At 61.5% G+C, this 13037-nt stretch carries 12 protein-coding genes; 6 read left to right on the top strand and 6 right to left on the bottom strand.

The window, feature by feature from the left end; all coding sequences use genetic code 11:
- Positions 1-100 precede the first annotated feature (100 nt).
- The gene (locus NUH88_RS21530) at positions 101-1969 is read left to right on the top strand and encodes a dihydroxy-acid dehydratase domain-containing protein (protein ID WP_257768885.1); all 1869 of its coding nucleotides are present in this window, start codon (positions 101-103) and stop codon (positions 1967-1969) included.
- A gap of 81 nt (positions 1970-2050) precedes the next feature.
- On the opposite strand, the gene NUH88_RS21525 is transcribed toward NUH88_RS21530, so the two are convergent.
- Entirely contained in the window at positions 2051-2683 is a 633-nt protein-coding gene (locus NUH88_RS21525; protein WP_257768884.1) for a TIGR02466 family protein, read from the bottom strand.
- A 126-nt stretch (positions 2684-2809) separates the two neighbouring features.
- The gene (locus NUH88_RS21520) at positions 2810-3277 is read right to left on the bottom strand and encodes a hypothetical protein (RefSeq protein ID WP_257768883.1); all 468 of its coding nucleotides are present in this window, start codon (positions 3275-3277) and stop codon (positions 2810-2812) included.
- Positions 3278-3519: 242 nt separating this feature from the next.
- Between NUH88_RS21520 and NUH88_RS21515 the strand changes: the two genes are divergently transcribed.
- Together NUH88_RS21515 and NUH88_RS21510 are read left to right on the top strand one after the other, a co-directional pair.
- A complete protein-coding gene (locus tag NUH88_RS21515) occupies positions 3520-4230 on the top strand; it encodes a response regulator transcription factor (RefSeq protein WP_257768882.1) in 711 nt (236 codons plus the stop codon).
- A gap of 3 nt (positions 4231-4233) precedes the next feature.
- Positions 4234-5607 (top strand): sensor histidine kinase, encoded by a 1374-nt coding sequence (locus tag NUH88_RS21510; RefSeq protein ID WP_257768881.1) that lies wholly within the window; start codon positions 4234-4236, stop codon positions 5605-5607.
- A 64-nt stretch (positions 5608-5671) separates the two neighbouring features.
- Here NUH88_RS21510 and NUH88_RS21505 read toward each other — a convergent pair whose 3' ends face one another.
- From NUH88_RS21505 to NUH88_RS21490, 4 genes are all read right to left on the bottom strand, one after another.
- Positions 5672-7357, bottom strand: coding sequence for a methyl-accepting chemotaxis protein (locus NUH88_RS21505; RefSeq protein WP_257768880.1), 1686 nt, complete (start codon positions 7355-7357; stop codon positions 5672-5674).
- Positions 7358-7388: 31 nt separating this feature from the next.
- On the bottom strand, positions 7389-8039 hold the full coding sequence (locus NUH88_RS21500) for a hypothetical protein (protein ID WP_257768879.1): 651 nt from the start codon (positions 8037-8039) through the stop codon (positions 7389-7391).
- 164 nt (positions 8040-8203) lie between these two features.
- A complete protein-coding gene (locus NUH88_RS21495; protein ID WP_257768878.1) occupies positions 8204-8806 on the bottom strand; it encodes a PAS domain-containing protein in 603 nt (200 codons plus the stop codon).
- Between the two features lie 126 nt (positions 8807-8932).
- Positions 8933-9634 (bottom strand): GntR family transcriptional regulator, encoded by a 702-nt coding sequence (locus tag NUH88_RS21490; protein WP_257768876.1) that lies wholly within the window; start codon positions 9632-9634, stop codon positions 8933-8935.
- Between the two features lie 135 nt (positions 9635-9769).
- On the opposite strand from NUH88_RS21490, the gene NUH88_RS21485 reads away from it, so the two are divergent.
- From NUH88_RS21485 to NUH88_RS21475, 3 genes are all read left to right on the top strand, one after another.
- Positions 9770-10060: a UxaA family hydrolase gene (locus NUH88_RS21485; RefSeq protein ID WP_257768875.1), complete on the top strand. Its 291-nt coding sequence runs from the start codon at positions 9770-9772 to the stop codon at positions 10058-10060.
- 2 nt (positions 10061-10062) lie between these two features.
- Entirely contained in the window at positions 10063-11241 is a 1179-nt protein-coding gene (locus NUH88_RS21480) for a UxaA family hydrolase (RefSeq protein ID WP_257768873.1), read from the top strand.
- Between the two features lie 155 nt (positions 11242-11396).
- A complete protein-coding gene (locus tag NUH88_RS21475) occupies positions 11397-13037 on the top strand; it encodes a flavin-containing monooxygenase (RefSeq protein WP_257768871.1) in 1641 nt (546 codons plus the stop codon).

The following is a 13037-nucleotide window of genomic DNA, read 5'->3' as shown; positions in this document are numbered from 1 at the left end:
GCGTCCGGCTATCGTCGAAAGAGGATTCACTAAAAAGACCTCGCCGCGACCGCCTGTTGCTGGTGTCCGACTGAACTGCGCCTAACCGAGGAAACGACCCGTGAAGAACTCCAGAGCCCTACTCATCGACCGCCACCCCGGCCGCTCGGCCCAGACCATCGGCCTCGCGCGCGAGCTCGGCACCGACCCGGAACTGATCCACGAGCCCTCCGTCGGCGTCGTCGGCACCAAGGGCGACAGCCAGTGCTATCTCGGCGTTCAGGCGAAGGTCGAGGCCATCCACGCAAAGCTGCGCGACCGGATCGGCCAGGAGGCCGGCAAGCTGAAGCTGCGTCTGGTTCAGCCGGAATTCACCATCGCGACGTCCGACGGAGTGCGCAACGGCACGCCGGAGATGCGCTATTCTCTGATCGGCCGCGAAGTCACCAACGATGCGCTCTGCGAGCATCTGGAAGCGACCGGCCTTGCCGGCACCATCGCCGTCGTCGCCTGCGACAAGCCGCCGGTCGGCACCCTCGCCGCGCTGCTGGAGCACAATCAGCCGGCCATCATCATGTCCGACGGCCCGATCCGTCCGGGCAAGGACCCGAATACTGGCGAGGCGCTCGACATCGTCAGCGCCTACCAGGTTGCGGGCAATCCGGATCCGGAGTTCCGCCATCACATTTCCTGCCACGCCTGCCCCGGTTTCGGCAGCTGCGGAGGCATGTTCACCTACAACACGATGCAGACCTTCATCGGCGTCGTCGGCCTGCAGCCGCTGCACATGGTGGCGCCCGCCTCCGACGACCCGCGGCGCTTGAACGAGTTCCCGGTCGAGCTGATCGACCATCTCTCGAACATGATGGATTCCGATCTGAAACCGCGTGACATCGTGGTCCGGGATTCCCTGCGCAACGCCATGATCGTCTCCATGGCGATCGGCGGCTCCACCAACGTAGTTCTGCACGCGCCGGAAATCGCCCGCGCCGCCGGCTTCGGCAATTTCTGGAAGGAAGTGATCACCCCGGAAGAGTTCAATCACCTTTCGCAATATGTCGTTCCGGTGCTGACCGACGCCCGCCCCTACGGCAAGTATTCCATGGTCGATATCGACGGTGTCGGCGGGGTCCAGGTGATCGTGCGCGAATTGCTCGAGGCCGGCCTGCTGAACGGCGACGTTCTCACCTGCACCGGCGAAACGCTCGCGGAACAGGTTGCACGGCTGGAGAGCAAGAAAGTCGACGGTACGGTGATCTACCCGGTCGAGAAGCCATACAAGCCGACCGGCGGACTCCGCATGCTCGGCGGCAACCTCTCGCCGGACTTCTCCGCCATCCTCAAGCTGGCCGGCGTCGAGGGCGGCCTCGAGGACAACCGCTTCGTCGGCAAGGCCCGCGTGTTCGAGGGCGAGGCCGGCCTGCTTAAGGCGCTCGACGAAACGCCGGAGCAGTTCGAGAACAACGATATCGTCATCGTGCGCTATTCGGGCCCGAGCGGCGCACCGGGCATGCCGGAGATGCTCGATCCGACCTCCCGCATTACCACGCTCTGCCGTGAACGCGACATCGTCATCGCGCTGATGACCGACGCCCGCTTCTCCGGTGGTTCGGTCGGGCTTGTGATCGGCCATGTGGGTCCGGAGGCAGCTCTCGGCGGTCCCATCGCGCTGATCGAGAACGGCGACGAGATCGTCGCGGATCTCGAGACGAACGAACTGAACTGCACACAGCTTCAGGACCCGGCCACTCTTGCCTCGCGTAAGGCGGCATGGGAGAAAATCGTCGCAGACAATGGCGGCGTGCACCCGAATTGCGGCATCGCGGATACCCGCTTGCTTCACCGCGCACGCCACACGGCGGTTCCGGCCGTCCGCGGTGGTGGCCTGCACCCGAACCGCGAGGTCTGGGTCCACGAACCGCGCGTCGCCGAGAAGTCCGGCTTCGTGCCGAAGAACAAATCCCGTCCGGGAGCCGAAAAAGCTTTCTGAGGACGGATAAACCGATTGAAGCGGGCCGGTTCGCGCAATTCGCGGACCGGCCCGCTCCCGTTTCGGACCAGAACGACCGACCTAGGCGTTGAGGCTTAGGTTGAACGCAACAGAAATCCGTTTGTGGGTGCCCTGGTAGGGCGTCACCGAATGCCGGAGCCAGGACGGGAACACCACGAGCTGTCCCGTCTTCGGAAAGAATTGCTCTCCCAACCCCGCGTTCACGCAGCCGGCCAGGCCGAACTTCACCGTCGGCGCATACATGAGCGGTAGCGGACCGCGCGGATCGGTGAATTCGAGCGCGCCGCCGATATGCTCCTCTCCGCCAATCCCGCCATCGTCGGCATAGAAGCATCCGGACCAGTAGGCGCCCGGATGAACATGAGCCGCGTTGCCGTCCCCCGGACCGTTCACATTGGCCCAGGCCGTCACGCTCCAGTTCAGCGGATCGCGCCTCAGATGCCCCGTTGCGAAGGACAACGTGCTGTCGTTGCAAACGGTTATGGCGCGGCGGATGAGATGAGCCCCCTCCTCGCCGGACCAGGACAGGAAGTCGTGTGTCGATTGCCAGCCGCCGAGATTGCTGTGACGGACCCCGCCGTCTGAGGCCGCGCGCGTCCGGACCGTCTCGGCCAAGACTGCGACTGCGTCGGGATTGTCTGCGAACGGCTCATCCACGAGGAGCGGTGTCGCGAAAAGCATTTTGGCTCTCATCGCGCCCCGCGCTCCCCGGCACTCAAGAATGAATTCGGCGCGGGGAATACGCAGTTCCCAGTACCGCGTATTCCCACGCCCACGGGACCGGTATTTGCCGGTCGCCTTTTGTCCGATGGAAAGGGATCAGGCGCCAAGATCGACGACGCTTCCCTGTCCGAAGAAGCCGGCCTCTGCCAACTGCTGCTGGATCGCCGAGACGTCGTCTTCGCTGAGATTCTCGACATCGTACTCTTCAAGGATCGAAGAGAGAGTCTTGAGACCGTCCTCAGAGACGAGCCCGGAAGGACCACCTTCACCGCCCGGAGGCGGGCCGCCCGGCGGGGGGCCGTCCGGCCGGAACTGTTCCTTGTCGAACCCCGCTTCCTCGATGAGCGAGCCAAGCTCCGGAGACGGGTCGATGCCCGCATCCTGCAGCTGCTGCTTGATGGAGTCGACGTCCTCCTCGGAGAGCGACTCCGGGTCGTACTGCTCAAGAATAGACGCAATCGTGGATTTTTCTTCCTCGCTCAGGGCTTTGCCCGGACCGCCGGCACCGCCCGGCGGAGGGGGCGGAGGAAGAGCGCCGGAAACGGCGGAGCTGATCGTATTCATTCTAAATACCTCCAGAATGGATTACCGAACCAAACGCGGCCCTTTCCGCCTATCCGCAGAGCGAAGGCCTGAAGACCGCATTCAGCACCGGAACCCTAGGCATTCCGCCTGTTAATGTGATTTTCGAAGGGGTTAAGAATTGTAAATGCGCATGGCTCTTGGCTGACGCCGCCGGAGCAAAACGCTATTACCATGTTCCGGAGGGAGCCTAGACGCCGGCAGGCAGGAGTATTGCGCGCAACATGGCCCGAATTCTTCTGATCGATGACGATCCAGACTTCTGCGATCTTTTGAGTACTTATCTGAGTTCCCAAGGCTTCGAAGTCGACACTCTACATGGCGGCAAAGAGGCGCTGGAACGCTTGGCTGATCCAGATGCGGATCGCCCCGATGCCGTTTGCCTCGACCTCATGATGCCGGCACCAAACGGGCTGGATGTTCTGACCAGGCTCAGGACTTCCGAAAACTGGATTCCCCTCCTCATCCTGACGGCCAATACGGACGAGACCGAGCGCATCGTCAGCCTTGAAGTCGGCGCCGACGATTTCGTCGCCAAGACCGCGAGCCCGCGTGAACTGGCGGCCCGCCTGAAGGCCCTCGTCCGCCGCGCGCGCCCGGATATGTCCGAGCGCCAGAACGACTCCGAAAAGCCGGTGCGGATCGAGGAACTCATGCTGGTACCGAGCGAACGGCGCGCGGATCTCGATGGAACATCCGTTTCACTGACCAGTACCGAATTCGGCGTCTTGCATTATCTCATGCGTCACGCGGGAACGGCGATCCGGAAAGAGGATCTGAGCGTGGCGGCGCTCGGACGGAGCCTGTCGCCTTACGACCGTGCACTGGATGTCCATGTCAGCCATATCCGCAAGAAGCTCTCCGTGCATCCGAATTGGCAGGACAGGATTCAGGCCGTGCGCGGGGTAGGCTATCAGCTTTTGGTCTCGGGCTAGGCCATGGCTCTGAAACTCCCGTCTTTCCGTCTTTATCGGCGCATATTTCTCCAGCTTCTCGGGGCACAGGTCCTGATCGCGGTCGGTGCCGTGATCGCGACCGTGGTGATATCCAATGCGGTCAGTCCCGCACCGTCGGACTGGAGCCACCTCGCGAGAGAGGCCGGAGAAGCCTTCCGGACAGGTGGGGCGCATGCGTTCGACGACTGGCAGAAAAAACAATTCCAGGAAGGCAAGGTCACGTTCCTGATCGGCCCGGACGGAAAGTCCGCCGACGGTCTCGATCTTCCGCCACATCTCGAGCACTGGCTGCGGCTCTCCCCAACCGACCGCATGATCAGCCGCGAAGGTCCGCCCGGTCGCGGCGCCGACGTCATTCTTCCGCTCGAGGCCCCGCAAGGGTACAGGCTGCTGGTCATCAACGAGAGAGGCCCGTTCTCGGAGTTTCCCTTCCTCTATCGTGCCGGAGCGGCGGCGGCCGTCGCGATTTTCCTGATCGCCATCGTGACATTGTTTCTCACCCGTTCGCTCGTTTCCCCGATCATCGATCTGCGCCGTGTCACCCACAGCGTCGCGGCTGGGGAGTATTCAAAGCGTGTGGGCAATGCGGCGCTGGCACGGGATGACGAGATCGGCGAACTCGCGGCCGATTTCGATGCCATGGCGGAGCGGATCCAGGACCAGTTCCAGAACCAGCGTCAACTGTTTCGCGACGTCTCCCACGAACTCAAGTCGCCTCTCGCGCGCCTCCAGCTTGCGATCGAGCTGCTTCGGGCAGAAGCCGATCCGCAGCAGGAGCGCTGGCTTGACCGGCTCGACAAGGAGGCGCACGCACTTTCCACAATGATCGACCGGATCCTGATGCTGGCGCAGGTCGATCCAAGCGCGGTCGACATACGCAGGGGACGTGTCGATATCGAGGCCCTGCTCTCCTCCCTGATCGACGACGCCCGCTTCGAGGCGGGCAAGAAGGGGCAGAAGATCATCTACGAAGGCCCGGCGGAAGCGCCCATTGTTGGCGGGAGCCAGGTGCATCTGGCGAGCGCGATCGAGAATGTCATCCGCAACGCGATCATCTATGGCACTCCGGAAACGGATTTGCGCATCGCGCTCGAGCCCGGCAACGAAAACGTCCGCATCACGGTTGAGAACCTCGGCGAGAGCCTGCGCTCTTCCGACCTCCGGCGGATCTTCGAGCCGTTCTATCGCGCGCCCGGCGGCCGTGTGGGACCGACCACTGGCCAAGGTATCGGGCTCGCGATCACCCGGAACGTCATTCATGCCCACAGGGGCACCGTCGAGGCGCGCAATCACCCTGACGGCGGACTGATCATGCATATCGTCCTGCCGACCAGCGGCGCATTGCCGGAAGACTAAGCCGAAAAAAGAACGGGCCGGATCAGCGACCCGGCCCGGCACTCCATGAATGGACGATCTCGGTTCAGAGAGCGCGGACATTCCCGAGGAACTGGTCGATCTCGCCTTTGAGAGACTGGTTCCGTTCGTTCAGGTCCGTCACCACGTTCTTCTGGCTATCCGCCATCTCGCCAGTTTCAGTCGCGGCGCGGGACACTTCGTCGACCACCTCGGAAACGGCCTGCGTACCGGCTGCCGCTTCCTCAATATTCTGGGCGATCTCCCGCGTGGCAGCGCCCTGCTCCTCGACCGCGCTGGCCACCACCGCGGTCAGCTCGTCGATCTGCCGGATCGTGTTGCCGATCCCGAGCACCGCATCCGCCGCGGCCCCGGTCTCGCCCTGAATCTCGGAGATTTTCTGGCTGATTTCCTCGGTCGCCTTGCTGGTCTGGGTCGCGAGGCTCTTCACCTCACTCGCCACGACCGCAAAGCCCTTGCCGGCCTCGCCCGCCCGCGCCGCCTCAATCGTTGCGTTGAGCGCCAACAGGTTGGTCTGCTCGGCAATCTCATCGATAATCTGAACCACCTGACCGATGCTTTCGGCTGCATCGTTAAGGGCAGAAACACGGGTGTTCGTCGTCTCGACCTCACCGACTGCCGCGCGAGATACCGAAGAGGCCTGCGACATCTGCGAGGAGATTTCGTTGATCGACGAGGACAGCTCGGTCGTCGCGGAGGCAACCGTCTGGATATTCGCATTCGCCTCTTCGATCGCGGCAGCTGCGTCCCTCGTCCGGCTCCGGCCAACCTCTGCGTTGGACAACATGGAGTCGGCGGAATCACTCACCATCGAGACCGCCTGCTCGACCGCTGCCAGAGCGGACTGCATTTCCTGATCGAAGTTGCGCGTATAGCTTTCCATCTTCTGGTGCCGCTCGGTCTCACGCGCCTGCTGTTCGGCCTCGCGGGCCTGCTGCTCGCGCTGTTCAAGACCGTTGCGCTTAAAGACCTCGACGGCTGCGGCCATGCTGCCGATCTCATCCTTGCGGCCAACGCCGACAACCTCAATTTCCAGATTTCCTCCGGCCATCTCGCCCATGACCCCGGTCATCTGGCCGATCGGCGTCGCGATTGAGCGGCTCAGCAAAATCCCCGACCCGACCGCGATCACGATAACCAGCGCGATTGCGACGAACATGGTCAAGGTAAAGGCATCCATCGCGTCGGCACGCGACTGCGCCGCGGCATCGGAAATCCCGGCAAGCTCGCTCTGGAGCTTCATTGCCGTCGCATTGAAATGGTCGATCGCAGCCTGCGGCTCTCCGGTAACCTCAATGGCGCGCGCCTGGTTGACCGTCAAATAGTTACTCATGAGGCGGACTTGCTCGGCGGCAAAGTTCTCAGCCCATTTTTTGTAATCGGATTCAAGCGTATCGACGAGTTTGGACAGGGCTTCATTATCCTTCGACCCATCACGCAGTTTCGCGTCGGCCGCATTCACCTTAGGCGCCGTATCGTTGAACAGCTCGAGCCCTTCCCGATCGCCGGTCAGGAGGTAATAGAGCAATCCTTGCCGCTGATGCGCGAACGCGCCCTCATAGTCGCGGAAGAAGATTCCGAGTTGTTCTGCCTTTGCGCTTTCCCGGTCCGCGGTCTTGATCTTCTCAATCGCGGCGAAAGACAGAACGGCGGTCAGCACCGTCATCGCGATCAACAGAGAGAAGCAAAGCGCCAGCTTCCGCGAGATTTTCAGATTTTGCAGAAAATCCATGTCTATATCCTTACCTTCCGGGATCGGTCGATCACATCATGCCGCGACGGCGGGCCAATTCGCTCAGATTGTACTCAACGGTCACAGCGCCGATGGGCTTGCCATCCTTGGCGATCGTGAGGTTGACCTGCGTGCGCCAGGTATTGCTCGACTCGTGGAATTCCGGCTCGTCGATGAAAACCGCATCGGGGCCGACAGCGAATGTTTTCTGGAACTTGGCTTCATCGCCCTGCCAGAAATCCGAAGTGATCGAGCTTTGACCTACATTCAGACCGAAGGCATCCATGACGAAGATCTCGGTGAAGATCCCGTCAGAAGCCGCCTGAATCTGGGTCAGATACGCGGAAAGCGGACTGCTGAGCGTTGCAGCGATCAGCGGCTGGTCGGCGCTTTCGCGCTCCGCCCCCCACGCTTTGTCCAACGCGTCGATCTTGGCCTGATCTACGTCCTTGTAGCGTTTGTTGTGTGCCAAGATCGACATTTCGACGACCGGATTTTCCAGCCAGTCGCGAATGCTGTCGAGAGCCGCTTCGTCCAGGATCTCAACCGAAGGGGCTTTCGCCTGCGCATTGGCGTCCGGCGACCAGAGCCCCGCGACCAACGAGAGGCCAATAACCAGCTTAACAATAGATGTCTTCATTTCATCCTCGCGTGCGCAGATTGCGCTAAAGCTTGGGATCAAGAGATTGGAGCCAGAGAATGCACGCGGGGGAATTAAAAAACATTTAAGCTAACTCGCTATTTTCCATCTAAATCTATGGAACGAGCGTTTTTTTTGAGTTAACTCGAAACAGCTGCGAATACCGGACCCAATCCAAAGTTGGGAGATGTGAATTTATTCGCTGTTCACCGCGGCCTAAACGCGGTCTTCGGACAATCCCGGAAAACCCGGTTGAGATCTTCTTCGGGCCCGAGCCTCACATGCGCGGAAAGAACCTGGTCCAGCCTTGCGCCGTCGGAAAGCGGGAGATCCAGACCTGCAACCTTGATATGCCCCCGGCCGTACTCGGAAAGACTGCCCGAGGCGAGCCCGATAAACGGTTGCCGAGCCATTTCGGCAAAATATTGCCGTTCAATCCCCCATGCCCCCGGATCCGACGACTCGGCGCCGAGTTTCTGCCCGGTATAATCGACCCGCCACCACTCGGAGAGGGTCGTGCCCCAAAGCGTAAACCGCAGATCGAACGGATCATGCTCAAGCTTTGCGATGAAGATCCGTCCCATCCATTCGTGAAATTCCTCGGCGAGGAAATCCTTGCGTCGCGGCAGGCTCCCCTCTTCTCCTTGCCGGGACCTCCACAACGAGACCAGGGATGCAAAAGGCCCGAACCATTCCGCTTCCGTGTCGAGCGGACACATCCAATAGGCCCAGTCGAAAGCGACCGCCGGTTTGTCGTTGACCAGCGCGCGGAGCGCAGCAACGTCGGAGCGGATTGTCCTTATCGCCATCCTTGAGGCCCTATCGGCAAAGCCCAGGTTAATCGGACAAATAAATTATCAGTTTCCGTCTGCCGAGATCGACCCTTCTTTCGTAGATCCCGAAGTCCCTGATTGGCATTAATCGCCATCATCCAATCACGCGAGATCGACCGCGTAGAACCGGTCACCGGTAACGAAATGACTGATGCGCAATTCGACGACCCTGCCGGCAAGATCGGCCGCCCGTCGCTCGACCCTGAGCAGGGGCGTACCATCGGGCACCGATAATTGCCGGCACACATCCGGCATCCCCGTCACGGCCCGCACCGCCTCGGATGCCTGTACGATCGCGACCGAATAGGCACGCTGGTAGAGCACATAAAGCGTATTCGGCAGTGGATTGCGCTCCGGCAGTCCCGGAAACAGTCCGGCTGGCACGATCGACCTTTCATGCACGACACGCTCGGACCGCACGGAGCGAACCCGTTCGATTTCGTAAACGCTGTCCGGATTTCCGAACAGAACCTCGCGCTCAGGCTTGAGAGCCCGCCTCCGTTGGACACTCTCGTCTTCAAGCACCGGAGAAACCTGACTCCCATCCGCATCGCGCAACCTGAAGAAATGAAAGAGCGCGCTTTCCGGGGTCCGAGCCGTGACGAAAGTTCCGACGCCCTGCCGCCGACTGACGATTCCGCGACGTTCCAATTCTGACAGCGCCTTGCGCGCGGTGCCCTGACTGACCCCGAGTTCCGCGCCGAGATCGCCCTCGCTGGGCAGCATGATCCCCGGCGCGAGTTCTCCGGATGCGATCCGTTCAATCAGGGTTTCGATAACGTACTTATAGAGCGGTGCCGACAAGGGCCTCTCCAAGATGCCGAACTCAGTGGGCTTTCGTGCCTTCTTAGCACGACCTCAAATGCCGGTCTTGTATAAGAGTTACGTTATCATTATTCAGTGACGAAAGAACTTCGTAAAAACGGGAGGAACAGGGAAATGGCGAACATTCCCCAACTGCTGGTCCACAATCCCGACGACAATGTTGGCGTCGTCGTGGTCGAGGGACTGAAAGCGGGCACGGAGATGCTCTGTGTCGTCACGCATGACAATTCGGATTTCAGGTTGACCGCCAAGGCGGACATCCCGATCGGCCACAAGGTCGCGTTGAAAGACCTGAAGGCCGGCGACACCGTGATCAAGTACGGCGAGGATATCGGCAAAATGGTGGGCGGCGCCGGCACCGGCGAGCACGTCCATACCCACAACCTGAAAACCAAGAGGTGGTAGAGATGGCCGATTTCACAAATACCTCCGTAAACGCCTGGCGCCGGGAAAACGGCCGCGTCGGCGTCCGCAACCACGTCCTGGTCCTGCCTGTCGACGACATTTCGAATGCCGCCTGCGAAGCCGTTGCGAACAACGTCAAAGGCACCATGGCGATCCCACATGCTTACGGACGTCTGCAGTTTGGCGAAGATCTCGACCTGCATTTCCGCACGATCATCGGCACAGGGGCGAACCCGAATGTCGCCGCCGTGGTGGTGATCGGCATCGAGCCGGAATGGACCCAGGTCATCGTCGACGGTATCGCCAAGACCGGTAAGCCGGTCGAAGGCTTCTCCATCGAGCAGAAAGGCGATTTCGAGACCATCCGGCAAGCGTCCTGGAAGGCGAAGGAATTCGTCCACTGGGCAACCGAGCTGCAGAAGGAGCCTTTGCCGCTGACCGACCTCTGGGTCTCCACCAAGTGCGGCGAGAGCGACACCACGACCGGCCTCTCGTCCTGCCCGACCGTCGGCAACATGTACGACAAGCTGCTGCCACACGGCCTTTACGGTTGCTTCGGCGAGACCTCTGAAATCACCGGCGCCGAGCATATCTGCGAGAAACGCGCGGCGACGCCGGAGGCCGGCGCCAAGTTCATGAAACTGTTCCAGGCCTATCAGGACGAGGTGATCGAGCCTTTCAAGACCAGCGATCTCTCCGACAGTCAGCCGACCAAGGGCAACATCCTGGGCGGCCTGACGACGATCGAGGAAAAGGCGCTCGGGAATCTCGAGAAGATCGGCCGCACCTCGACCTATATCGACGCCGTCGGCCCCGCCGAAGCGCCGGAGAAAGGCCCCGGCCTCTATTTCATGGACAGTTCTTCCGCTGCAGCGGAATGCGTCACCCTGATGGCGGCCGGCGGCTTCGTCATCCACACCTTCCCGACCGGTCAGGGCAACGTGATCGGCAACCCGATCGTTCCGGTGATCAAGATCTCCGGCAATCCGCGCACACTCCGCACCATGTCCGAGCATATCGATGTGGACGTGACCGGCGTGCTGACCCGCGAGATGACCATCGACGAGGCAGGCGACGCTCTGATCGACATGATCATCCGCACGGCCAACGGTCGCCATACGGCGGCGGAGGCGCTCGGACACCGGGAATTCTCCATGACCAAGCTTTACCGCTCGGCCTGATCCGGATTTCAGACCTCTGACGGAAAGCCGGCCTCGAATGAGGCCGGCTTTTTCGTTCGCTCCGCACGGGCACGGCAGTCTTTGCGGGCCGTGCGATTGATCCGCCCGCGGTGCCGGGCCATGCTTTCGGCAAAAGAAGGACAGGGAGTGAAAACATGGCCGAAGACATGGCTGCGGCAGACCGGGCGGTATCCGGAAACGTCGAGCGTTTCGACGCACTAATCATAGGCGCCGGCTTCACCGGCCTCTACCAGCTGCACAGCCTGCGCGACCGGCTCGGGCTGAATGCCCAGGTGCTCGAGGTGGCGGACGGGGTCGGCGGAACCTGGTACTGGAACCGCTATCCGGGCGCGCGCTGCGACAGCGAGAGCCACTCCTACTGCTACTACTTCTCCAAAGAGCTGCTGAACGAGTGGGAATGGTCCGAGCGCTATCCGGGCCAGGAGGAGATCCGTTCCTACCTGAATTTCGTCGCGGACCGTTTCGACCTGCGCAAGGACATCCGCCTCGGCGACCGGGTCGTCTCCGCCCGCTTCGACGACGCGGCAACGCTCTGGCACGTCACGACGGAAGCGGGAAAGCGTTATGCCGCGCCGTTCCTCATCACCGGCGTCGGCTGTCTCTCCTCCGCCAACGTGCCGGACATTCCCGGCCTCGAAGACTTCAAAGGCGACTGGTATCACACCGGCGAGTGGCCGCATGAAGGCGTCGATTTCAGCGGCAAGCGGGTCGGACAGATCGGCACCGGCTCGACCGGCATCCAGGCCGCGCCCGTCATCGCCGCTTCTGCCGACCACCTGACGGTTTTCCAGCGCACGGCGAATTACAGCATCCCGGCGCGCAACCATCCGCTCAGCGACGCGTTCAAGCAATACGCCAGGGAGCATAGCGACGAGATCCACAAGGTAATGATCTCGAATCCGAACGGGCATCCCTTCTCGATCGAGGACCGCCTGGTAGCCAGCGTCTCGGAAGAGGAACGCCAGGCGATCTACGAAGAAGCCTGGGAGAAAGGCGGTCTCCGCTTCCGTGCGGTCTTCAAGGATCTGATGGTCGACAAGGCCGCGAACGACACCGCCTCAGACTTTATCAAAAGCAAGATCCGGGAAATCGTGAAGGATCCGAAGACAGCCGCGCTGCTCAGCACGCTCGACCATCCCTTCGGCACCAAACGGCCGCCTGTCGATACCGAGTATTTCGAGACCTTCAACCGCGACAATGTGACCCTGATCGACATCAAGTCCGACCCGATCAAACGGATCACGGAAACCGGGATCGAGACGGAGAACGCGCGCTACGATCTGGACATCATCGTCTTCGCGACCGGTTTCGACGCGATCACCGGCCCCCTGCTCCGCATCGATATCGCGGGCAAGGACGAGCTTTCCCTGAAAGACGCCTGGGCGGCCGGACCGAAGACCTATCTCGGCCTCCAGGTCGCGGGCTTCCCGAACCTCTTCACCGTCACCGGACCGGGCAGCCCATCGGTGCTCACCAACATGCCGGTCTCCATCGAGCAGCATGTCGACTGGATCACCGACTGCATCGCAAAGATGCGCGCGAACGGACAGACCCGGATCGAGGCGACCGAGAAAGCGGCCGAGGACTGGGTGATAGAAACGAACCGGGCAGCAGAGGCGACCCTGCTGCCGCTGGCCAACAGTTCCTGGTATCTCGGCGCCAACGTGCCCGGCAAGCCGCGGGTCTTCATGCCCTATGCCGGCGGATTGCAGAACTACCGCGCGCGCTGCGACGCCGTCGCGGATGCCGGATACGAGGGTTTCGTTCTGAGCTGA

Source organism: Nisaea acidiphila (genome assembly GCF_024662015.1).
GTDB lineage: Bacteria > Pseudomonadota > Alphaproteobacteria > Thalassobaculales > Thalassobaculaceae > Nisaea > Nisaea acidiphila.
The sequence above is the reverse complement of the archived record's forward strand: the minus strand, read 5'-3'. Positions and strand labels throughout refer to the sequence as shown.